Consider the following 21,650-nt stretch of genomic DNA (forward strand, 5'->3'; position numbering starts at 1 on the left):
GGCAGCCTCACTCGGTGGCGAGGTCGGTGAAGCGGCTGTAGTGGAGCTGGTGCGCAACGCTGATGGTGCTCGTCGGGCCCGCGCGGTGCTTGGCCAGGATCAGGTCGGCCTCGCCCGCGCGTGGGTCGTCGCGCTCCCAGGCGTCGGGCCGGTGGATGAGCATCACCATGTCGGCGTCCTGTTCCAGCGAGTTGTGCAGGACGACGCCGTTCGCCACGAAGTTGTGCGTCTGATGGACGGTGGCGTCGTAGACAGGCTGTTGTCCGAGGCTGGTGATCTCGACGATCTCGTCCCAGAAGACGTCGTTGGTGGCCAGCATGTCCAGGTCCGCGTCGTTCAGCACCGCCGCCGCTTGCGCAAGGCGAGTCCGGCTCGGAGCGGATTCCCGCGTCGTTGACCCGCGGAACCGGGTGTCCCCCGGCTCGTCAGCGTCCCTGTGCGTCATCGAGCGGACCGACAACAGCTCACGAACCCGCGACCACACCTCGTTCGGCACGGTGTCGATATCGGTGTTGCCGGTGATCTCCCGCAGCTTGTTCTCGACGACCTCGGCCTGCAACGACCGAGCTCCGTGGCGACCGGCTTCCTCCAGGAAAGCGAGCTGGTTCTCCGCGCCGTGGACGACCACGTGGTAGCACCCCCGGTCCAGGGACCTCGTCGTCGGCTCGATCCGGGCGAACACATCGATGCGGGCCAGCAACCGGGCGATGTCGTCGGCGAGCCGCCTGCTGGTCGTCGCGTAGTACAGCCGAGCCTGCCCCGCCTTCTCGTCCCATCGCACGGAACCATCGGTTGCCCAGATGTGCCGCAGAAACAGTGCGATCTGTTCCCTCGGCAGGGAGAAGACCCGACCGGGTACGGACTTCTCGTGGCCGCGCGAGCTGTCGCCGAGCCGGGCCGCGAGCGTGCTCACCTCCGCCGCCGCGAGCGGCTCCACGGTGAGGGGTTCGGGGGTGCGGCGGGGAACCGCCACGCGCGAACCGACCGGCAACTCCCGCAGTGGGAACCAGGCGTCAACGGTGAGCATCGGGTGGTTGCCGGTGGCCTCGATCTCGCGGCCGGACGCCAACCGGACCTTGAAGACCTCCTTGACACCGCTGGAGAAGACGTTGGTGATCGGACGCGGCACCAGCCGCATCCGCTCGTCGAGTGACCACACGATGGGTCGCTCTCCCGTGCACAGCAACTCTCCGAAGCTGACCTCGGTCCCGGTGTCGGCTCGCAGCAACCGCGTCGCAGCGGTGAGGCAACCACTTTCGCGCAGGTCGGCGAGCATCGGGCGCTTGTCGGTGCGCTGCTCGGGGCCACGGTTGAGCTGGCTGATCGCCACGACGGGCACCTCGAGTTCCTTGGCCAGCAGCTTCAACTGCCTTGAGAACTCGGAGACCTCCTGCTGTCGCGACTCGACACGCTTGCCGGAGGTCATCAGCTGCATGTAGTCAACGACGACGAGTTTGAGATCGTTGCGCTGCTTGAGTCTGCGAGCCTTCGCTCTGATCTCCATCATCGTCAGGTTCGGCGAGTCGTCGATGAACAGCGGCGCCTCGCTGATCTCGCTCATCCGCCTTGCCAGTCTGGTCCAGTCGTCGTCGGACATGCGGCCACCGCGCATGTCGGCGAGCCTGATCTTCGCCTCGGCGGAGAGCATGCGCATGACGATCTCGGTGCGGCTCATCTCCAGCGAGAACACCACGCTGGTCATCCCGTGCTTGATGGAGCACGAACGCGCGAAATCGAGTCCCAGCGTCGATTTACCGACACCGGGGCGGGCAGCGATGATGATCATCTGTCCCGGGTGCAGACCGTTGGTCACCTCGTCGAGGTCGGTGAACCCCGTCGGGATGCCCTGTGCGGTGCCGCCTCTCGACGCGATGGCGTCGATCTCGTCCATCGTCGGCTGGAGTAGCTCCTCGAGCGCGACGTAATCCTCGCTGGTGCGCCGTTCGGTGACCTCGTAGATCGCCGACTGTGCCCTGTCAACGACCTCGTTGACGTCGCCGCCATCGCTGTTGTCGGCCCCGTAGCCGTACTGCACGATGCGGGTGCCCGCTTCCACAAGCCTGCGCAGGATGGCCTTCTCCGCCACGATCTTCGCGTAGTACCCGGCGTTGGCCGCCGTCGGCACGGTGGCGATCAGCGTGTGCAGGTACGGCGCTCCTCCGACACGTGCCAGCTCGCCCCTTCGTTCCAGCTCCGCCGAGACGGTGATCGGGTCGGCTGGCTCCCCTCGCCCGTAGAGGTCGAGGATGCAGTCGTAGACGGCCTGGTGTGCGGGGCGGTAGAAGTCGCCGGGTCGCAGCACCTCGACGACATCGGCGATCGCGTCCTTGGACAGCAGCATGCCTCCGAGCACCGACTGTTCCGCCGCCGTGTCCTGCGGCGGCTGGCGCTCGAACCCACCGCTCTCTGCGGTGAACGCGGGACCGCGGTCGTCGGTGATCGCCACTGGTGCAGGCACCTCCTGAAAGGTCGATCGACGCATGGTCGGCATGACGGCACGGTCGAACGCCTGTTCGACAGTCTAGGTGAGGACGTCGCGAGAAGCCGCGCGTCGCGGCTCGGTGTTCGCGCGCCCGCAAGGCACGCTAGATCGCTCAGAAGGACTATCGCAATCCAGCCTGTGGATACACCTGTGGATAACTTGGGGATGACTGGCCCCAACAAACCACAGGCTGGCGCAAAGCTGTGGATAAACTGGGGACAACTTCTGTCCGGTTTGAGAAACTCGCAGGTCAAACCCTGTGGATAACCTGTGGACAACTTTGTGGGAAAAACTTCGGCGTGTCGCGCGAAACACGTTCGTCGGCGTGTCGCGGCTCGGGGCACGTGGCACCCCGAGCCGAAGCTGTGGATAACGTGACACAGCGTTCAGTAAGCGCACGCTGGACTGAATGGGTGGAGAGTAATCAGGTGACCGGTATCCGGCTCTGTGCGTTGCGTAACCGCTCGCCGAGCAGGTGCGGGGTCGCCGGTGTGAAGGAGACGGCGGGCTCGCCGCTGCCGGGCACCTCCTCGGTGAGCCAGCGCCCCTCGGTGGTGTCGATGTAATTCACCGGGCGTTCGGCCCGTTCCCGTTTGCCGCCACGGCTGCGGGCAGCCACATAGAGACTGCCGCCGCCGAGCCTCGGCAAGCCCAGAATGCGACGGATCTCCGCCACTTCGGAGCTCCCCGCGCTGCGCCGCCCGTTGGACATCACGGAGAAGTTCTCACCGTCGAACTCGCGCCGCTTGGTTCCACCGGAGAGTTCGCTCTTCGGCACCCGAAGGGGATGGCCCCGACCCGGCCCGAGGTTCGGAAGTTGCGCCAGGAAGTTCTCCATCAGCTCGTTCGGATGCACGGAACCGAACGCCACCCGGTCGGCATCGGAGTGCCGCACCACGACGAAAGCCTCGCCCGCAGCCGTTCCCGCCAGCACCGTGTAGTTCAGCCGCTGGTTGTCGATGCCCCCGTTGACCCACGCGTAGTACTCCAGAGCAGGGCGGGCGATCGCCTCCACCGTGGCCTTCAAGCCGGGATGAACGTTACGACCGTCGTACAGCCCGAGGCGGGCCAACTCGGTGTTGGCACGCTCGTCCGCCTTCGTCCTCGCCCGCTCGTCCTCCCACGTCGGCGTGCCGGCCAGCACGATGTGGGGCTCGGCGCCGGTGCGGCGGATGAGGTTGAGCATGGTGGCCGTTGACATGCTCACCTGCTGTTCCAGCACGGTGTTTTCCGTTCCTTCTGTTACTGAGCGGACTCGAGTTACTCGCCGATGACAGGCGGTGCGGTGAGTTCGTCGCTGCCGAACAAGGAGTCACCGTCCTCCTCGACGAGGTACTTCGTCTGGTGTTCCTCGTCCTCGGAGCCCTGGCCCCTTCCGCCTGCTCCGCCCATGGCGCCCATCGGCATACCGCCCATGCCCCGGCCCGCACCCGCGGCGGCAGCGCCACCCATCGCGGCCCGGCCTCCAGCGAGGCCCGAACCCGAACCGGCGCCGGCGCCCGGTGCGGCAGCGCCGCTCGCGGCACCCGCACCACCGGGGCCCATCAGGCCGGCACCACCGGCGGGGCCGAGGCCGGGACCGCCACCAAGCCCGGGGCCGCCACCGCCGGGGCCGCCACCGAGGCCAGGTCCGCCACCGAGGCCGGGCGAGAAGTCCCCGCCGCCGCCTCCGAAATTCGGGGTTGTGGGCTTCGTCGGGGTGAACCTGGAGGCGTTCGTGCTGTCGTCCGGCTCACCAGGGCCGAAGCCACCGCCGGGATACGAACCGCCGGGGTACGGGGCCGGGCCACCGGTGATCCCGTCACCGGGGAAGCCACCGCCGCCGGGGTAGTTGCCACCGGGATACGGCGCCGGGCCACCGCCGATACCGCCACCGGGATACGAACCGCCAGTGCCGCCGCCTGATCCACTACCACCGGGATAGGTGCCACCGGGGTACGCACCACCGCTACCGCTGCCGCCGCCGGGGTAAGCACCGCCGCCGGCACCCCCGCCACCGCCGGGGTACGGGCCACCACCGATCCCGCCACCACCGTCACCACCGCCGTTGCCATCCACCTCGACGTCACCGAACTGGCCATCGACGGTGCTGTAGGTGGGCAGCGACTGGGCGTTGGAGCCGCTCGCCGCGTAATAGGCGTTGTAGGCCTCGACGTTGGCCTGAGCCATCGAGTTGTACTGCTTGATGGCGCGGTCGGTGTCGGTCTCCCACGGCGTGATGTCGTTGATGAAGTTGCTGTTCGGCGGCTCGGCGGGCACAGGCTGCACCTGCGAACGCACCGTGTTGAAGGCGTCGAGCTGCGAGGCCATGGTGTTGTCGCTCTCGTGCAACTTGACTTGCGAATCTTCGAGCCACTGCTTCAGTGGGTGTGCGCCGGCCTTGGCGGCCTCTGCCGAGTCGCCCTGCCACGCCTCGTCCATCCTGGCGGCGAGCGCGTCCATCTCGGTGACGCGGTCGCCGAAGCTGTTCTTCAGCGTGCTCGCGGAATCCCGGCCGGTCATCAGCGAACTGCCGTGGTCACCCGCTTGGAGCTGCTCGTAGATCTGGTGTGCGTTGAGCTGACGGCCACCGGCGTCGGCCGAGTAGTCGCCTGCCTCGTCCTGCGTCACGGCACCGTATGTGCCCGCGCCCACGACGGCACCGGCCACGAAGGGAACCAGGAAAAGTGGCATGTGATCAACCCCCCAGGGTGGTGATGGCGGCTTCGGCGACGTCGGCGGCCAGTCCGCACGATGCCTCGGCGGACTCCGCCGAGACGAGATTTGTCATGATGTACACGACCTGCTGGTCACTGACCCCGACCCACAGATCGCATGTTCCCGAGTCCCTGCTGTCAGTAAGACCCGTGTAGACGGCGGGATATCCGGCTATCTCGGTCGGTTCGAAGTAGGCGCTCCCGTCCTTCGACGCGTAGACGCTGGCGAGGCCGTCGGTGTTCTCGGTGACAACGGTGAAATCGACGGAGTCGAGGCTTTCCTCGGTCCGCTTCCACCGGCAGGCCTTGCCTGCGTGCCCGGCGTTCGATTGCGTCTCTCCGTCGCCCAACCCGAACTGGGTCAGCTGCGCCGAGGACAGGGCCGCACATGGGTCCGACGCCAACGAGGTGACATCGAGCGGGTTCGACACCGTCGGCACGTCGGCTCCGGCACCCGCCGCCGAGGAGGTGGCTGTGTCCTTCTGGTCGGCGAGGCCCGGTGGATTCGCCGCGGAGTCGTCACCGCAGGCGGTCAGTACGGACGCGGCCGTGACAAGTGTGAGCGCGGAGAATGCGCGAGCCGTGCGGCGGCTCATACCTCCATCACTCCCGAGCCGACGTTGCTGATGTGCTCCTGCGACTCGTCTTCGCGAGTGGTGATCCCGTCGCGGGCGTTGCGCAGCGCCTGGATGTACCTCTGCACGTAGTCGATCATCTTCTCGAGTGCCTGCGCGAACGCTGTGCCCGACGGATTGGCGCTCGCCGTGAAGTCCTCGCTCGCAGGTTCAGCACCCGGCGGCCTCACACCGATCATGTAGTTGGCGGTCCTGCGGTCCTCGAGAAGCTTGCCGTGCAGGTCCTCCCACTGGCGGATGACGTCGTCGATCTCCTCGCGAGAGAATTTGTAGCCACCACTGCTGGGGGCGGGGGCGCCTGCGACAGCGGGTGCCGCAACCGCGATCATGCCCCCGGCTGCCGCGCCGATCGCCGCGCCGCCACCATCCACTGCCGCGTTTACCATGCCCTGTCCCCTTCAACGCCGTGCGGTGAGAAGCAGTCTGCTCAGGGCGGACGAAGCGCGTCAAGCGCTGTTGTCGCCCGTTACGTCCGACGCCCCGGGGCGCCCGTGGGTTCCCGTTCGTGGTCTCGAAACGGCAACGGCGGAACCTCGCGTACGAGATTCCGCCGTTGTCCTCCTCATGAGGTCCGGGCCCCTACTGGGGGACGACCTCCAGTCGCAGGTCCACCGTCACATCGGGGTGCAGGCGGGCCTTGATCTGGTGCTTGCCCAGCGTCTTGATGTGCTGGCCGGTGTCGATGATCCGCTTGTCGAGCTGCGGGCCACCGGCAGAGGAGATCGCGCCGACGATGTCGGCGGCCGTGATCGAGCCGAAGAGCTTCTTCGAACCCTCCGCGGCCTTGCCCTTGACCTGGACGGTGCCGAGACCCTCCAGTGTGGAGCGAATCTCCTTGGCGTGGTCGAGGTCGCGGATGCGCCGCGCCTCCTGGACCCGCCGGATGGTGCGGATGTTCTTCTCCGCGCCCTTCGTCGCCGTGATGGCGAGGCCGCGCGGCAACAGGAAGTTACGGGCGTAGCCGTCCTTGACCTCGACGATGTCGCCGGGGCCTCCGAGGTTCGCCACGTCGGTCGTCAGGATGATCTTAGCCATGTCCGACGCCCTCCTCAGCGAGCCGTCGATGTGTAGGGAAGCAGCGCCATCTCGCGCGAGTTCTTCACCGCGGTGGCGATGTCGCGCTGGTGCTGGCTGCAGTTGCCGGTGACCCGGCGGGCCCGGATCTTGCCGCGGTCGGAGATGTACTTCCGCAGCATGTTGGTGTCCTTGTAGTCGATCAGCTCGGGGTGACCCTGCTTCTCGGCCTTGCAGAACACGCAGACCTTCTTCTTCGGCTTGCGAACTGGTGGCTTCGCCACGATGTACTCCTGGGGAACGTCGATGTGGTTGGTTCAGGTCGAGGCCGCAGGCCCGTCAGAACGGCGGTTCGTCGGAGAAGCCGCCCGCGCCGCCGGTGGGAGGTGCGGAGCCCCACGGGTCGTCGGAAGGCGCGCCGCTTCCTCCGCCGAATCCGCCTCCGCCGCTGCCCCGGCTGACCTTGTTGACCTTCGCCGTGGCGTAACGCAGTGATGGGCCGATCTCGTCAACCTCGAGTTCGACGACCGTGCGCTTCTCGCCTTCCTTGGTCTCGAACGACCGCTGCTTCAGCCTGCCCTGAACGATGACCCTGGCCCCCCTCGTGAGGGACTCCGCGACGTTCTCGGCGGCCTGGCGCCAGATGTTGCAGCGCAGGAACAGGGCCTCGCCGTCCTTCCACTCACCGGTCTGGCGGTCGAAGGTCCTCGGCGTCGAGGCGACGGTGAAGTTCGCGACGGCCGCACCGGACGGCGTGAACCGCAGCTCCGGGTCGGCGGTGAGGTTGCCGACCACGGTGATGATGGTGTCTCCGGCCATCGGTATCAGGCCTTCGCGGCGGCCTTGGCGGCCTTCTTCGCGCCGCGCGGAGCGCGCCTGCGGACGACCTTGGTGCGCAGCACGGTCTCCTGAAGTGACAGCTGCCGGTCGAGTTCCTTCACCGCGTCGGGGTCGGTGTAGAGGTCGAGGACGGCGTAGATGCCTTCCGCGTTCTTGGCGATCTCGTAAGCCAGCCTGCGGCGGCCCCACACGTCAACCTTCTCGACGTTGCCACCGGCCGAGCGGATGACCTGGAGGAAGTTCTCCAGGGTCGGAGCGACGGTGCGCTCGTCGAGCGAAGGGTCGAGGATCACCATGACCTCGTAATGGCGTGACACAACCACTCACCTCCTACGGGCTTGAGCGGCCACGGACTGTCCGTGGCAGGAGGGTTGTCGAGAACAGAGTCTAGCCGCCGGGTCCGACCAGGCCGTTTCCGCCCCGTGGAGGAGCGGAGGACGCGGTGGCTCAGGCGGTGCGCCGGCGCACCCAGGTGCGCACGAGCCCTGCTGTGACGGCGGCCAGCGCCACGACGGCGAGCAGCATGGGCAGCTGTACCGCCTGCCGCTGGTCCTGTACGGCGAGTGCGGAGGCTTCGCCCGCGTCGCGGACGTCGGCGGAACCGTGCCCGCCGCTGCCCTCGGGATCGCCGACGACACCGTACTTGGGCGTGGTCAGTTCGCCGGGAAGGCCGCTCGACGGTCCGTAGCGCAGGTCCTCGGGCACGGAGATCCCCGCTCCGGGGGCCTCTGCCACGGGGATGCCGCCGTAGTCGCGGCGCGCAGCCGTGGCGTCTCCTGTGGTTTGGAAGCCGCCGTCTGCGGAGGACTGCCGTCCCTCGGCGCGGGAATCGGAGCCGGACCTCGGTTCTGTCCCGCTTTGCGAATTCTGCGAGCTGTCCTGATCACGCTTCTCAGCAGGCTGTTTCGTCTTGCTCGGAGCTGTGTAGTTGGTGGCCTCGACCGTCATCGAGCACGCACCGGCGACGCGCGCGGCGATGGTGTCGAGCGTCGTCTCCTGCGTTGAGGGAAGGGCGCCGAGACCCGCGCTGCCCTCCAGCGCGTCCCTGACGACCTCACCGATGGCCTCGCCGCCGATGGTGCCGACGCGCTTGTCGGCGATCGTGCCGACCTCGAATTGCTCACCCTCGATCTTTCTCGCGAGATGGTTCGGCCAGATCGTGAGGTGGTGGACGACGACGATGGTCCTGGCCTGCTCGGCACCCTGGCGCACCAATTCGGACACCGCGGCGCCGTCGAGGAGCACAGTGTCGCCGACCCTGCCCCCGACAACGGAGGTGCAGTGCTCCGCTGTGACCGTGGCCGCCGAGGCCGTGCCCGCTGTCGCCACCGCCGTGCCCGCGAGGACCGCGAGGACTGCGGTCGTTGCGAGCGTCCTTCGAGCCACCCGGGTGAGAGCGGCGGAGCTGATCCGCACGGGCGTCCTCCTCGTTGACGACGTGTTGACAAGGACAACGACAGGGGTACGCCGGAGGTGACGCGCCGGATGGGAGTGACCTGGGCTACACAGGCCCCCTCCGCCGGTCAGCGCAGCAGGGTTCTCCTCGCCCAGGTGTGGACGAGGGCAGCGGCCACGAGCACCAGCGACAGGATCGCCAGCAGCAACGGAAGCCGTTCGACGGCTTTGGCGGCCTTGGCGTCCTGCGTGGCACGAGAGTCGTGGGGCACTGCGACGAACGTGCTCCCTTCCTCCCGCTGCGCTGATCGCTGTGCTGAGGGAGTCCGCTCGGCTGTGCCCGGTGCCTGGTCGAGGCTGACCCTGCCCGGCCCTCCGCCGTCGGCTCCCGCTCCGGGCCCCGCAACCGCAGCCGTGTGCCCGGTCGGGGACGGCGCGGTTGTCGTGCCAGGAGCGGCCGATTCGGAAATGGGCGGTGAATGGATAGCGTCGGTGTGGCCGGGATTCGTCGTCTCGTTCTGACCGAATTCATCCTGCGGTGTGTCACCCGAATCGGGGGCAGTTGTTTCACCGTCGCCAGGATCGGGTTCGGCGAGACCGTCATCGGTGTCATTTCCGGGTTCGCAGCCCTCGCCTGTGAGTTCGGTGAGCGTGCCTGCCCCGCCGAGGCTGATGTTGCCGGGCAGCGAGATCGACAGGACCCTGTCACCGGACTGGTGCTCGCCGCTCTCGGGGCTGTCCTCGCCGACCTCGAGCGTCGTTCGTTCCTGCCGGCCGAGGTTCAGGCTCAGCAGACCCGGCCGCGCCGACAGCGCCCTGCCCTCGTCCTGCTCGGACCACCATTCGACGCAGTCACCTGCGAGAACATGTTCAGTCTCCTCGGCGGCCGCGTTCGACGGCCACGCCAGCCCCGCCATCGTCGCCAGAGCCAATCCCGCCGAGCCGATGCGCATGTGCCGATACCCGCTTTCCATGAGCCGTGTCGCCCTCACTCTCGGGTGCGGTCCCCGTCCCGCTTTCCATTGATGTGATCTTGGTCAAATGTCTGGGACACGGTCACCGTACTCGATTTCGGGCGCCGCGAATCGTTACCCTCTGACGATGCAGATCGGCGCGCATGTCCGCGATGACGACCCTTTGTCGGCGGCACGAGAGCGAGCGGCGGAAGCGGTGCAGTTCTTTCTCGCCGATCCGCAGAGCTGGAAGACCCCGCACTCGCATCCCCAGGCGACCGAACTCGCCGAAGCGGGGATCGCGGTGTACATCCACGCGCCGTACGTGCTCAACGTGGCCTCGCTCAACAACCGGATCCGGATTCCCTCTCGCAAGACCGTTGCCGCGCACGCCGCAGCCGCGGCCGAGACGGGGGCGCGTGGACTGATCGTGCACGGCGGCCACGTCCGCAAGGGTGAGGAGCCTGCCGAGGGCCTTGCCAACTGGCGCAAGCTCTTCGAGCGGCAGCAGGAGCAGGGCGGGTTCGGCGTCCCGCTGCTCATCGAGAACACCGCGGGCGGCGAGGGGGCCATGGCACGCGATCTCGACATGCTCGCCCGCCTGTGGGACGAGGTGGCCGACTTCGGCGCCGGGTTCTGCCTGGACACCTGCCACGCCTACGCGGCGGGATGGGATCTCGAGGAGGCCGTTGGCCGAGTGCTCGCCATCACGGGGAGGATCGATCTCGTCCACCTCAACAACTCGCGCGACGAGCACGGTTCGCAGCGCGACCGCCACGCAGGCGTCGTCGGCGGTGAGGGCACCATCGACCCGGAACTGCTCGTCGCGGTGGCGAGGGAAGCCGGGGCTCCGGTGATCGTGGAAACCCCGCAGGACGGTCAGGCGGCCGACATCGAGTTCCTGCGCGCGAGACTCTGATCGCGGCGCGCCTCACGCCGGTCCGGTCCACGCCGCCGCCTGATCACGACGGAGTCCGCCACGCCGTCCAGCACACCACCAGCGGGATCGTCGATGCCCGCGACCCGCACCGGGTCGCGGGAAGGGCGATAGATCTCCCGCAGAACGACGACGCACAGCAGCACCACGACGATGTCGCGCACGACCACGGTCCCGAGGAACCAGCCTTCGGGCAGGCCCTTGTTCTCGGTGCCGAGGTAGTAGAACATCCTCGGAGCCCACACGAGGGCGTCGATCACCATCCACCCCAGCAGAAGCCGCCAGCGGGGCAGCGCGAGCACGGCCAGCGGCACGAGCCACAGCGAGTACTGCGGGCTCCAGACCTTGTTGGTGAGCAGGAAAGCCGCGACGACGAGGAAACACAGTTGCGCCACTCTCGGCCTGCGGGGAGCGGAGAGCCCCACGTAGGCGATACCCGCACACAGCGCCAGGAACAGTGCCCCGCTCACCGTGTTGAGTACCGCAGGCGCCTCGCCGGGCGCGAGCGGCCCGTCGAAGCCCTGCCACCCGGTGAAGTACGAGATCACGTTGTACAGCGAGTCGGGGTCCATGTCCCGTTGCGTGTTCAGGCGGAAGAACTCCGACCAGCCCTCGCGGAGGAAGAGCATGAAGGGCAGGTTGATGATCGTCCAGGTGAGGGCGGTGGTACCGGCTGCGGCGCTCCACGCTCGCATCCGCCCTGCCCGCAGACACAGCACGAGCAGAGGGCCGAGCAGGAAGAGCGGATAGAGCTTCGTCGCGGCGCCGATCCCGAACAGCACGCCGGCGAGTACCGGTCTGCTGCGTGACCACGCGAGTAGTCCCGTGGCGGCGGCCGCGGTGGCGAGTGCGTCGAAGTTCGTGAAGGCGTGCACCACCACCAGCGGCGACACCGCGACGATGGCGGCGTCCCACACCCGCCGTCGCGCTGTCCTCGCCACAGCCCACACGGTGACGAGCCACGCCACCGACAGGAAGAAGGCGGTGATGTTGAAGTACACCGCCACCGGCAATGCCGCGGGAAGCCAGCCCGCCTGCGCGGCGCCGGTCCAGGCGTGGGTCAGCTTCGCGTTGACCCACTGGAACAGGCCGGAGAGGACGGGGTACTCCATGTACCGCACCTGCTCGTGCTCGGTCCCCTGGTTCTCGACCCAGCTCGTGGCATAGGGGAACGTGCCAGGATCGTCCAGCCGCTCGGCGGTGTAGAGAGGGACGATGTCCGAATAGCACATCGCCACGTACTGTCTGCCCGACCGCCAGTCCAGCTCGACGCCACCGTCGTCGGTGACGTACTGCTGGATGCAGGCGGCCTTGCCGAACCAGCCCGCTGTCAGGCCGAGGATGGCCAGCAGCAGGCACACCCGCAGCGGGGTCCAGAACCAGTGCCTTCCGACAGCCGCGTGTGTGCCCAGCGGTCCGCCGACGGGGCGGGTGGCCCCTTCCACGAGTGGGTCGGACCAACTCGGAATCTCCCGCTGGGTGGCGTCCAGCGACGCGGTGTCGGGCGTCGGGGCTTCAGGCGAACCATGAATATCGCTGGACACGTCGCGAATGTTACGTGTCGCCGCCGAGTGGCCGCCTCGCCCTTCGGCTACTGGGTTTCGCTCGCGTCAGCTTCCCTTCCGCGTAGCCAGTCCCATTCGTCGCCCGGCCTTCCCGGCTCACCTCCGGGATTGGTGACGTCGGTGGTCTTGCCGTCGTCCTCGTCGCCGTTGCCCGTTGTGTTCGAAGGACGGTTCGAGTCGGTGTTCGACGGCCTCGACGACTCCGAGGTGGCCGCGGAACTGGAGGTCACGACTGCGGACGAACTCGAATTAGTCACGGGCGGCTGCGACGTCTCCGGTAGCGGCGTGGTCGGGATCTTGCCGATGGGTTCCACCTCGGGGAACTCCATCAGCGGTTTGCCCTCGTGGTAGGCGTCCATGAACAGCTTCCAGATCTCGCCCGGAAGGCCGCTGCCGTAGACCCGGTTGCCTGCGGCATCCCGGATGGGCTTGTTCTTTCCCGTACCGACCCACACCGCGGCCGAGATCTGCGGGCTGTAGCCGACCATCCACGCCTCGGCGTTCTCGTCAACCGTCGCGCCCGACGGGTCAACGTACTGGTGCGTTCCCGTCTTGCCCGCACAGTCCCGCTCGCCCGCACACATCAACTCGGAGTGCTCCAGCACGGGAATCAGCGACTTCGTGACGTTGCCCGCGATCTGCTTGCTCTCGGCCGGGTCGTCCGAGAAAGCGGGTTCGCCCTCGGTGGCGACCTCCGAGGTCTCGTCGAACACGACCTCGCCGTCCGCGGTGGTCAGCTTCGCGACGAAGTGCGTCTCGTGCCGGATGCCGTCGTCGGCGAAGGTGGCGTAGGAAGCTGCCATGTGCAGCGGCGAGACCATCGTGTCGCCACCACCGATGGAGATGTTGCCGTCGAGGGTCGGCATGGTGGGCCTGCCATCGACACCACTGCCCTCCTCAGGGACGCCTGCCTCGGTGGCCGCATCGACGACGGCCTGCGGGCCGACCTCGTTCACGACGATGTCGAAGAACACGGTGTTGATGGAGCGCTTCATCGCCTCTTCGACGGTGCAGTTGGGGCCGCAACTCTCGTTGTTCGAGTTCCGCACCGGGCGATCGCCGAACATCCTCGGTGAGGTGCCGTCGTAGGTTTCCCCGAGGCCCTTGCCCTTCTTGAGTAGCGCGACGAGGTCGAACGGCTTGAACGACGAGCCCGGGTTGCGCTGGGCCGAAGCCCAGTCGTACTGGCCGCCGGGCACTTCGGGGTCGTAAGGCCCGCCGTAGTAGGCACGCACGGCGCCGGTCTTGGGATCGACGGCGACGAGTGCCTCATGCAACTCGGGGTCCTCACCCTCCATCACCTGCTTGACGGCCTGCTCGGCTGCCTCCTGCGCCTTCTGGTCGATCGTGAGATAGACCCGGTAGCCGCCTGCCTGGAGTTTCTCCTCCGGGTAGCCCTTCGCCTCAAGCTCTTCCTTCACCCGCTGCTGGATGAACCGCTCGGGGCCGCTGATGGATTCGGGCCTCGAATCCTCCAGGTCGATGAGCTGGGGCAGCTTCGCCGCGTCGCGTTCGGCCTTGGTGAGCCAGCCGTTGGCCACCAACTGGTCCATCACGTAGTTCCAGCGCTTCTCCCGGACCTCCGGGTACTCGGAGCGGCCCGGCTGCTGGATCATCCCGGCGAGCAACGCCGCCTCCGAGGCGTTGATCTCCTTGGCCGACTTCCCGAAGTACGCCTGCGCCGCCGTCTCGATGCCGTAGGCGTTACGGCCGAAGTAGATCGTGTTGAGATAGGCGGTGATGATCTCGTCCTTGGACTGCTCGTTGCTCATCTTGAACGCCTTGACGAGCTCGGTCCACTTACGAGTGATCGAGTACTCCTCGTTCTCCGTGGCCTTCTTGATGTACTGCTGGGTGATGGTGGAACCACCGCCCACGCCGCCGGTGAGCTGGTTGTACACCGCGCGCAGGATGCCGCTGACGTCGAAACCGGGGTTGGTCTCGAACGTGGCGTCCTCGGCCGCGTAGACGGCGTGCTTCACCTGTGGCGTGATCTCGTGAGGCTTGAGCAGGATGCGGTTGCCGCCGTCGGGCGGGACGTCGCGGCCCATCTCGGTCTTGCCGTCGGCGTAGTAGTAGGTGACGACCTTGGCCTGCTGTTCGGCGACCTCCTCGGGCGAGGGGACATCCACGAGGAAGTAGGTGATGGCGAACGCGATGGCGGGAAGGACGAAGAACAGCGTGACGAAGGCGTAGAGGCTACGTCGGATGATCTTCCAGCGGCGCTTGCGGCGCTGGGCTGGGGTGAGAGCCGCCTTGCCCTTCTTCTTCCGGGGTGCGTCGCCGTCCCCCTCGTCGCCGAGGCCGGGTTCGTGGTGCCGCTCCTCCACCCGGTCATCAAGGCGATCGCCGCCGTCGAAACCGTCGTCGTCGAACCGGTCGTAGTCACCGGGTGCGTCGGCGGTGCCGTTGTACGCGCGGTGGGTGATGAGTTCCGGTTCCCGTTCCCCCGACCCGGCCAGCGCGCCCGCGCCCGCTCCTGCCGCGGCTCCCGCCGCAGCGGAGTTCGCGGGACGTTCACCCGGCCTGCGAGGGGGTCGCTGCCCCGGCGATCCCGGCCTTCGCCCTGCCTGCGGTGGGGCGCCCTCGCCGGAGCGGGCGGTGGCCTGGGGCGGCTGCCTGCGTGCCTGTGGAGGAGGTACGGGTCGTTCGCCCGGCACGCGCCTGGTGCCCCGTTCGGCGCCTGGCCGCTGGTCCGGTCTAGCCTGCCGTCGCTGACCCTGCGGTGGTTGTGGAGCGCCGGGCGGACCCTGAGGTCGCTGAGGACGCTGCGGGTTCTGTGGGGTCTGCGGGTTCTGTGGGGTCTGTGGGGTCTGTGGGTTTTGAGGAGGTCGCTGCTGCCGCGCACCGGCAGGAGGGACACCCTGAGGCGGTCGAGGACGCCTGCCGGGCTGGGCCTGCCGTGCGGGACCGCGCTCCGGAGGGCGGGGTGCACGCGGGCGTTCGTCGCCCGTCGGCCACTGTGGCCCGGAAGGCCTGGATGGCCCGGACGGTGTGCCGCCGGTGCCGGGCGAACCGGGCCGTCGGCGATCTCCCGGTTCCTCCTCAGGCCAGTGGTGGTTTCCCTGGTCGTTCACTCAAGACCCTCCCAGATCGGCGCCTGCTGACACGCCGTTCTGCGAACCGAACCTACGTGCGCTACGGCAGCGAGTGTGGCAACGAGTGTGCAGCCGGTGTCGTGTGTCACTGTCCCGCGGTCCTCCGGGACGGCGGATGCGGAGCCCCGGTTCCGAGGACGTATGACTTGACGAGATGGTTCCAGCCGCACGACCGGCACACCTCGACCACATAGACGGTGAACTCGCTGAAGTGGTTGGCCATTCGGTCGAGTTCCTCCGGTGCCCTTGCCGATCCTGCCGCGTGGCGGAGTTCGTCACCGTAGACCCATGCGACCTCGGTCAGCGCGTCACCTCGGCACACCGGGCATGTCGCGGGGCTCGGGCTGCCGTGGAACTTGGCGGCCCGCAGCAGGTATGGAGTGGCATCGCAGACATCGAGGGTGCTGACCCTGCCCGAGTAGAACTCGGCCAGCACCGCGCGCCGCTGGAGCGCGTAATCGACGATCTGCCGCTGGTTTCGCACGCTGACAGGGTACGGGTTTTCGCAGTGGTGTCGGCTTGGACTCGACGGAAGGACGCTGAGTGACAGGCCGGACACGCCGACGTTTGGGTAACGATTTGGTGAACAGGCTGCGTGTGGTCGGCAAGGTGCGGGTTAGCTCCACCACTTCGATGTATCGACCCGATATAAAACCGGGGTAGGTTGGGTACTCGAAGAAACGAGGACCTTCGTGACCTCGCGAGGATCGCGGAAGGTCCCGGTGGCACGACTGGTCCACCAGGTGGCTTTCGCCGGCGTGCGACAGGCACCTGTGGGCCATGTCGGCCATGTCGGCCATTGAAGCCAACGCCGGGCGACATGCTCGACGTTCCCGTGAGGAGGTGCACTGTGTTGGAGCTCGCGATCCTGGGGCTGCTGCACGAGGCACCGATGCACGGGTACGTGTTGCGCAAGCGCCTTCACGAAACGCTCGGCATGTTCCGCACCTTCTCGTACGGCTCCCTCTATCCGACCCTGCGCAGGATGCTCAGGGCAGGGTGGATCGTCGAGGAACAGGCCGAGGCCACCAGCGGCTGGAACCGGCGCGCGAAGCGCGTCTACAAGCTGACGGCCGAGGGAAAGGAACGTTTCTCCGAACTCCTCGCCGACGCCGGTCCCCAGACTTGGGACGACGAGGGTTTCGGGGTGCACCTGGCCTTCTTCTCCAGGACTCCGGCCGACGTTCGGATGCGGATTCTGGAGGGCAGGCGACGCCGTGTCGAAGAGCGTCGCGAAGGTCTTCGGGCAGCGTTGGCCAGGGCTGAGGAGAAGATCGACCGCTACACCCGTGAGCTGCACCAGCTCGGGCTGGAGGCCAGCGAACGGGAAGTGCGCTGGCTCAACGAGCTGATCGCGCACGAACAGGCCGAGCAGCGGGGACAACAGGGCTGAAGTCCCTTGAACCGCCGCTCGGCATCAGTACCCGGCAATGACTAGTAAGGAGATACCGGCATGGGCGAGAACCGCCGCGTAAGGGTGGCCATCGTTGGCGTCGGCAACTGCGCGGCGTCGCTTGTTCAGGGGGTCCACTACTACCGCGACACCGACCCGGCCTCGCGCGTGCCCGGATTGATGCACGTGCGGTTCGGCGAGTACCACGTGCGGGACGTGGAGTTCGTCGCGGCCTTCGACGTTGACGCGAAGAAGGTGGGGCAGGACCTGTCCGAGGCGATCCTCGCCAGCGAGAACAACACCATCCGGATCTGCGACGTCCCGCCGCTCGGGGTGACCGTGCAGCGTGGGCACACGCTGGACGGGCTCGGCCGGTTCTACCAGGAGACCATCGAGGAGTCGGACGAGAAGCCGGTCGATATCGTCGAGGCGCTGCGGGCCGCCGAGGTCGATGTCCTGGTGTCCTACCTTCCTGTGGGGTCCTCGGAGGCGTCGAAGTTCTACGCGCAGGCCGCGCTCGACGCCGGTGTCGCGTTCGTCAACGCCATCCCGGTCTTCATCGCATCCGACCCCGAATGGGCCGCCAAGTTCGAGAAGGCGGGTGTGCCGATCGTCGGTGACGACATCAAGTCGCAGGTCGGCGCCACCATCACCCACCGTGTGCTCGCGAAGCTCTTCGAGGATCGCGGTGTCCAGCTCGACCGCACGATGCAGCTCAACGTGGGCGGCAACATGGACTTCAAGAACATGAAGGAGCTGGAGCGGCTGGAGTCGAAGAAGATCTCCAAGACACAGGCCGTCACCTCCCAGATCGAGCGGGACCTCGGCAAGGCGAACGTGCACGTCGGTCCTTCCGACTACGTGCAGTGGCTCGACGACCGCAAGTGGGCCTACGTGCGGCTGGAGGGCAGGGCGTTCGGTGATGTGCCGCTGAACCTTGAATACAAGCTGGAGGTCTGGGACTCGCCGAACTCGGCAGGCATCATCATCGACGCCGTTCGCGCGGCGAAGATCGCCAAGGACCGGGGTGTTGGTGGCCCGCTGCTGTCCGCGTCGTCGTACTTCATGAAGTCGCCGCCGCAGCAGTACGACGACTCCACCGCCCGCGACGCCGTCGAGAGCTTCATCCGCGGCGACGTGGAGCGCTGAGGCAGCGCGTCCGTCGTCACATCGAGCAGTGTGGGGCCGTTTCCGCCGTCGGGCGGGGCGGCCCCTTCGCGTTGTCGAGGGCTTCGAACGTCCGCGAGCCCGCCCTCGCTGGTAGCACGATGGGAATGGGTGGTTTAGCCCGTTCGTTTGATGTTCACCGTCAGGCATACCGTGGCTTGCTTTGCGCACCTAACGTCACCGGAGCTTGCCCTGATCGAGTGACATGGAGACAGTGTGTCCACTGAGCCGAGACGACTGCTGCCCCTGCTGAGCTCTCACCGTCCTGGCCGTTCGGCCGTCACGTGCGAGTACCGCTGCGGTAACGCCTGCGCCCACCCCGCCCCCAACACCTCCGACAACACCTACTTCGGCGACGTCGCGAAGAGCGTGCTCTCCCGGCGCGGTGCGCTGAAGGCCACCGCCGTGATGTCGGCGACCGCGGCCGGGTTCGCCGCGCTGTCCGGCACGGCGGCGGCGGAGGTCCCCGCCGCACTCGCCGGTCGTGGCAACGGCCACGGCAAGCCGTCACGTCCCGTACCCGGCACCGACTTCACGCCCGTCGCGCCCAACACCGCCGACGCCGTGGTGATCCCGGACGGCTACGACCAGGAGGTCGTGATCCGCTGGGGCGACCCGGTGCTGCCCGGCGCTCCCCGGTTCGACCACCGGAACCAGACCGCTGCGGCGCAGGCCATGCAGTTCGGGTACAACAACGACTTCGTCGGCCTGATCCCGCAGGACTCCTCGGGATGGCGCCACCTCATGGTGGTGAACCACGAGTACACCACCGAGACCCACATGTTCCCGGCAGGTACGTACGACCCGAACAACCCGACCGAGGAGCAGGTGCGCATCGCGTGGGCCGCGCACGGTATGTCGGTCGTGCAGACCGTTCGTGACCCGCAGGGTGGTCTCAAGGTCGTTCCGAGCCGGTACAACCGCCGGATCACCATGGACACCGAGTTCGAGGTGCGTGGTCCCGCCGCGGGTTCGGACCTGCTCAAGACGTCGGCCGACCCTTCGGGGCGTGTCGTGCTGGGCACGCAGAACAACTGTGCGGGCGGGGTGACCCCGTGGGGCACCGTGCTGTCGGGCGAGGAGAACTTCAACCAGTACTTCGCCAACGCGGACGCGGTGACCGATCCGGTCGAGGCCGAGCGGCTCCGCCGCTACGGGTTCAAGGCGGGTGCGTCGAGGCGCAAGTGGGAGCGGTTCGACAAGCGGTGGGACCTCGGACAGGAACCGAACGAGGCCAACCGGTTCGGCTGGGTCGTGGAGATCGATCCGAACGACCCGAACTCGACACCGATCAAGCACACCGCGCTCGGCCGGTTCAAGCACGAGGGCGCCAACATCAAGATCACGAAGGATGGCCGCGTCGCGGTCTACTCCGGTGACGACGAGCGCTTCGACTACATCTACAAGTTCGTCTCCAACGGCAGGTACAAGCCCGGTCGCAGCGCACACGCCCGCAGGCACAACTCGCGCCTGCTCGACGACGGCACGCTCTACGTCGCGAAGTTCACCGGTGACAGCCCCGCGAACGAGATCGACGGCAGCGGCAGGCTGCCCTCCGACGGCGAGTTCGACGGAACGGGCACCTGGATTCCGCTGGCCAGCGGCAACGTCTCGCACGTTCCGGGCATGACGGCCGAGGAGGTGTACGTCTTCACGCGCCTCGCGGCCGACAAGGTCGGAGCCACCAAGATGGACCGTCCCGAGGACATCGAGGCGAACCCGGTCAACGGCAGGGTGTACGCGGCGCTGACCAACAACAGCGACCGTGGCAAGGCCGGCAAGGCGGCGGCCGACGAAGCCAACCCGCGCAACGGCAACCGCAACGGCCACGTGCTGGAGTGGGAGGAGCACCGCGGCGACGCGGCGTCAACGACGTTCGCGTGGCGCCTGCTGCTGGTGTGTGGTGACCCCGCCGAGGCCGACACCTATTTCGGTGGGTTCGACAAGAGCAAGGTCAGCCCGATCTCCTGCCCCGACAACGTAGCGTTCGACAGTCACGGCAACCTGTGGATCTCCACGGACGGCAACGCGCTCGGCTCGAACGACGGCCTGTTCGCCGTTCCCGTCGAGGGCCCGAACCGGGGCCAGGTCAAGCAGTTCCTGACCGTCCCGATCGGCGCGGAGGCGTGTGGCCCGGTGATCACCGACGACGTCGTGCTCGTCGCCGTGCAGCACCCCGGTGAGGGCGGCACGGCCGAGAACCCGGAGTCGCACTGGCCCGACGGCGGTGCGGCCCAGCCGAGGCCGTCGATCGTCGCGGTGTGGAAGAAGGGCAAGTGGGGGCGGTCGGGCCGCATCGGTTCCTGATGGTCTGACACCCGCGAGCTGAGGGGCCGGTCGGCCGTGCGTCTACGGTGGACGCATGGCCGACCGACCCCTCGCTCTTGTCACAGGTGCCACTCGCGGCATCGGCGCGGCCGTGGCCGCTGCCCTCGCTCCGACTCACCGGCTGCTGCTCGGCGGAAGGAACGCCGACGTGCTGGCGGAGCGTGCGCGGGAGCTGCCCGCGGCCGAGCCGTGGCCGGTCGATCTCACCGACGCGGAGGCGCTTCGCGAGGCGTGCGCGTCGATCGACGCACTCGACGTGCTCGTGCATTCGGCCGGTGTGGCGAAACTCGGTTCGGTGGCGGACTCCGAGGCCGAGGTGTGGCGGCAGAACCTGGAGGTCAACGTCGTCGCCGTCGCAGAGCTGACCCGGCTGACACTGCCGGCGCTGCGTGCTGCGAAGGGCCACGTCGTCTTCGTCAACTCCGGCCAGGGACTCGCGGCACGCGAGGGCTGGGGCCCTTACGCGGCGAGCAAGTTCGCCCTCCGTGCCTACGCCGATGTGCTGCGCGCCGAGGAGTCCGGCCGTGGCCTTCGGGTCACGAGCGTCTACCCGGGCCGCACCGACACCGACATGCAGCGGGCCGTGGTGAGCCACGAGGGCGGCGAGTACTCGCCGGAGCAGTACCTGCGTCCCGAGTCCGTCGCCGCCGCCGTCGTGGCCGCCGTCACCGCGAGCCCCGACGCTCACCTCACGGAGGTCACCATCCGTCCGAGGCCCACGCGTTAGCTCTTGGGCTCGGTGAAGCGGATGCGGTTGCCGAACGGGTCACGAAGCCCGCAGTCGATGCCGTAGGGGCGTTCCGTCGGTTCCTCCGTGAACTCGACTCCCTTCGCGAGCAGGGTCTCGTAGGTCTTGCGGCAGTCGTCCGTCGTGAAGATGAGCCAGCCGCCCATCGCTCCCTTGGTGACGAGGTCGCGAACCTGCTGCGTCGTCTCCTCGGACATGCCCGGAGTTCCGGGCTTCTCCAGCAAGATCTGCCGCTCGTGGTGGCCGGGGACGCAGACGGTGAGCCAGCGCATGAATCCCATGTCGATGTCGGCGGCGATGTCGAGGCCGAGTTTGCCGACGTAGAACTCCAGTGCCTCGTCCTGGTCGAGTACGTAGATCTGCGAGTGTGTGATGGCGTTGAACATGTCCACGACACTA

The 21,650-nt window shown here is 67.6% G+C and carries 20 protein-coding genes; 5 read left to right on the plus strand and 15 right to left on the minus strand.

Annotated elements, in window-relative coordinates; all coding sequences use genetic code 11:
- Positions 1 to 7 precede the first annotated feature (7 nt).
- The 11 genes from SACXIDRAFT_RS10305 to SACXIDRAFT_RS10355 all read right to left on the minus strand — a co-directional run bounded on the left by SACXIDRAFT_RS10305 (position 8) and on the right by SACXIDRAFT_RS10355 (position 10,054).
- Positions 8 to 2,446, minus strand: a complete 2,439-nt coding sequence (locus SACXIDRAFT_RS10305; protein ID WP_006238499.1) for a replicative DNA helicase — start codon at positions 2,444 to 2,446, stop codon at positions 8 to 10.
- 460 nt (positions 2,447 to 2,906) lie between these two features.
- Positions 2,907 to 3,704: an ESX secretion-associated protein EspG gene (locus tag SACXIDRAFT_RS10310; protein WP_040922122.1), complete on the minus strand. Its 798-nt coding sequence runs from the start codon at positions 3,702 to 3,704 to the stop codon at positions 2,907 to 2,909.
- Between the two features lie 38 nt (positions 3,705 to 3,742).
- Complete coding sequence (locus SACXIDRAFT_RS23705; RefSeq protein ID WP_006238501.1) at positions 3,743 to 5,155, minus strand: hypothetical protein; 1,413 nt, start codon at positions 5,153 to 5,155, stop codon at positions 3,743 to 3,745.
- Between the two features lie 4 nt (positions 5,156 to 5,159).
- A complete protein-coding gene (locus SACXIDRAFT_RS10320; protein WP_006238502.1) occupies positions 5,160 to 5,774 on the minus strand; it encodes a DUF3558 domain-containing protein in 615 nt (204 codons plus the stop codon).
- Positions 5,771 to 6,199, minus strand: a complete 429-nt coding sequence (locus SACXIDRAFT_RS10325; protein ID WP_006238503.1) for a hypothetical protein — start codon at positions 6,197 to 6,199, stop codon at positions 5,771 to 5,773. Before SACXIDRAFT_RS10325 ends, SACXIDRAFT_RS10320 begins: the two co-directional genes overlap by 4 nt.
- Before the next feature lie 193 nt (positions 6,200 to 6,392).
- On the minus strand, positions 6,393 to 6,848 hold the full coding sequence (gene rplI, locus SACXIDRAFT_RS10330) for a 50S ribosomal protein L9 (protein ID WP_006238504.1): 456 nt from the start codon (positions 6,846 to 6,848) through the stop codon (positions 6,393 to 6,395).
- A 14-nt stretch (positions 6,849 to 6,862) separates the two neighbouring features.
- A complete protein-coding gene (gene rpsR, locus SACXIDRAFT_RS10335) occupies positions 6,863 to 7,111 on the minus strand; it encodes a 30S ribosomal protein S18 (protein WP_005460546.1) in 249 nt (82 codons plus the stop codon).
- A 55-nt stretch (positions 7,112 to 7,166) separates the two neighbouring features.
- A complete protein-coding gene (locus tag SACXIDRAFT_RS10340; RefSeq protein WP_006238505.1) occupies positions 7,167 to 7,646 on the minus strand; it encodes a single-stranded DNA-binding protein in 480 nt (159 codons plus the stop codon).
- Between the two features lie 5 nt (positions 7,647 to 7,651).
- Positions 7,652 to 7,984 carry a 30S ribosomal protein S6 gene (rpsF, locus tag SACXIDRAFT_RS10345; RefSeq protein WP_006238506.1) on the minus strand — a complete coding sequence of 111 codons (333 nt, stop codon included), beginning with the start codon at positions 7,982 to 7,984 and terminating at the stop codon, positions 7,652 to 7,654.
- Between the two features lie 130 nt (positions 7,985 to 8,114).
- The gene (locus SACXIDRAFT_RS10350) at positions 8,115 to 9,083 is read right to left on the minus strand and encodes a hypothetical protein (RefSeq protein WP_006238507.1); all 969 of its coding nucleotides are present in this window, start codon (positions 9,081 to 9,083) and stop codon (positions 8,115 to 8,117) included.
- 107 nt (positions 9,084 to 9,190) lie between these two features.
- Positions 9,191 to 10,054 (minus strand): hypothetical protein, encoded by an 864-nt coding sequence (locus SACXIDRAFT_RS10355; protein ID WP_232285286.1) that lies wholly within the window; start codon positions 10,052 to 10,054, stop codon positions 9,191 to 9,193.
- A gap of 109 nt (positions 10,055 to 10,163) precedes the next feature.
- On the opposite strand from SACXIDRAFT_RS10355, the gene SACXIDRAFT_RS10360 reads away from it, so the two are divergent.
- The gene (locus SACXIDRAFT_RS10360; protein WP_006238509.1) at positions 10,164 to 10,934 is read left to right on the plus strand and encodes a deoxyribonuclease IV; all 771 of its coding nucleotides are present in this window, start codon (positions 10,164 to 10,166) and stop codon (positions 10,932 to 10,934) included.
- Here the strand turns inward: SACXIDRAFT_RS10360 and SACXIDRAFT_RS10365 are convergent.
- From SACXIDRAFT_RS10365 to SACXIDRAFT_RS10375, 3 genes are all read right to left on the minus strand, one after another.
- A complete protein-coding gene (locus SACXIDRAFT_RS10365) occupies positions 10,895 to 12,496 on the minus strand; it encodes a glycosyltransferase family 87 protein (protein WP_006238510.1) in 1,602 nt (533 codons plus the stop codon). The genes SACXIDRAFT_RS10360 and SACXIDRAFT_RS10365 overlap by 40 nt on opposite strands.
- 47 nt (positions 12,497 to 12,543) lie before the next feature.
- Complete coding sequence (locus SACXIDRAFT_RS10370; protein WP_006238511.1) at positions 12,544 to 15,177, minus strand: transglycosylase domain-containing protein; 2,634 nt, start codon at positions 15,175 to 15,177, stop codon at positions 12,544 to 12,546.
- A gap of 523 nt (positions 15,178 to 15,700) precedes the next feature.
- A complete protein-coding gene (locus tag SACXIDRAFT_RS10375) occupies positions 15,701 to 16,099 on the minus strand; it encodes a DUF5318 domain-containing protein (RefSeq protein WP_006238512.1) in 399 nt (132 codons plus the stop codon).
- Between the two features lie 366 nt (positions 16,100 to 16,465).
- Here SACXIDRAFT_RS10375 and SACXIDRAFT_RS10380 point away from each other — a divergent pair, with 366 nt between their 5' ends.
- The 4 genes from SACXIDRAFT_RS10380 to SACXIDRAFT_RS10395 all read left to right on the plus strand — a co-directional run bounded on the left by SACXIDRAFT_RS10380 (position 16,466) and on the right by SACXIDRAFT_RS10395 (position 21,230).
- A complete protein-coding gene (locus SACXIDRAFT_RS10380; RefSeq protein ID WP_006238513.1) occupies positions 16,466 to 17,008 on the plus strand; it encodes a PadR family transcriptional regulator in 543 nt (180 codons plus the stop codon).
- A gap of 60 nt (positions 17,009 to 17,068) precedes the next feature.
- A complete protein-coding gene (locus SACXIDRAFT_RS10385; RefSeq protein ID WP_006238514.1) occupies positions 17,069 to 18,157 on the plus strand; it encodes an inositol-3-phosphate synthase in 1,089 nt (362 codons plus the stop codon).
- A gap of 234 nt (positions 18,158 to 18,391) precedes the next feature.
- Positions 18,392 to 20,482: a PhoX family protein gene (locus SACXIDRAFT_RS10390; protein WP_006238515.1), complete on the plus strand. Its 2,091-nt coding sequence runs from the start codon at positions 18,392 to 18,394 to the stop codon at positions 20,480 to 20,482.
- A gap of 55 nt (positions 20,483 to 20,537) precedes the next feature.
- Positions 20,538 to 21,230, plus strand: a complete 693-nt coding sequence (locus tag SACXIDRAFT_RS10395) for an SDR family oxidoreductase (RefSeq protein WP_006238516.1) — start codon at positions 20,538 to 20,540, stop codon at positions 21,228 to 21,230.
- Here SACXIDRAFT_RS10395 and SACXIDRAFT_RS10400 read toward each other — a convergent pair.
- Positions 21,227 to 21,637 carry a VOC family protein gene (locus SACXIDRAFT_RS10400; RefSeq protein ID WP_040922585.1) on the minus strand — a complete coding sequence of 137 codons (411 nt, stop codon included), beginning with the start codon at positions 21,635 to 21,637 and terminating at the stop codon, positions 21,227 to 21,229. The genes SACXIDRAFT_RS10395 and SACXIDRAFT_RS10400 overlap by 4 nt on opposite strands.
- Positions 21,638 to 21,650: the final 13 nt, after the last annotated feature.

Origin of the sequence: Saccharomonospora xinjiangensis XJ-54 (assembly GCF_000258175.1) — a bacterium.
Classification (GTDB): domain Bacteria; phylum Actinomycetota; class Actinomycetes; order Mycobacteriales; family Pseudonocardiaceae; genus Saccharomonospora; species Saccharomonospora xinjiangensis.

Coding starts and splice junctions, on each gene's coding strand:
- SACXIDRAFT_RS23705 (WP_006238501.1), bottom strand. CDS start 5,155: ATGCCACTTTTCCTGGTTCCCTTCGTGGCCGGTGCCGTCGTGGGCGCG.
- SACXIDRAFT_RS10320 (WP_006238502.1), bottom strand. CDS start 5,774: ATGAGCCGCCGCACGGCTCGCGCATTCTCCGCGCTCACACTTGTCACG.
- SACXIDRAFT_RS10325 (WP_006238503.1), bottom strand. CDS start 6,199: ATGGTAAACGCGGCAGTGGATGGTGGCGGCGCGGCGATCGGCGCGGCA.
- rplI (WP_006238504.1), bottom strand. CDS start 6,848: ATGGCTAAGATCATCCTGACGACCGACGTGGCGAACCTCGGAGGCCCC.
- SACXIDRAFT_RS10340 (WP_006238505.1), bottom strand. CDS start 7,646: ATGGCCGGAGACACCATCATCACCGTGGTCGGCAACCTCACCGCCGAC.
- SACXIDRAFT_RS10360 (WP_006238509.1), top strand. CDS start 10,164: ATGCAGATCGGCGCGCATGTCCGCGATGACGACCCTTTGTCGGCGGCA.
- SACXIDRAFT_RS10385 (WP_006238514.1), top strand. CDS start 17,069: ATGGGCGAGAACCGCCGCGTAAGGGTGGCCATCGTTGGCGTCGGCAAC.
- SACXIDRAFT_RS10395 (WP_006238516.1), top strand. CDS start 20,538: ATGGCCGACCGACCCCTCGCTCTTGTCACAGGTGCCACTCGCGGCATC.
- SACXIDRAFT_RS10400 (WP_040922585.1), bottom strand. CDS start 21,637: ATGTTCAACGCCATCACACACTCGCAGATCTACGTACTCGACCAGGAC.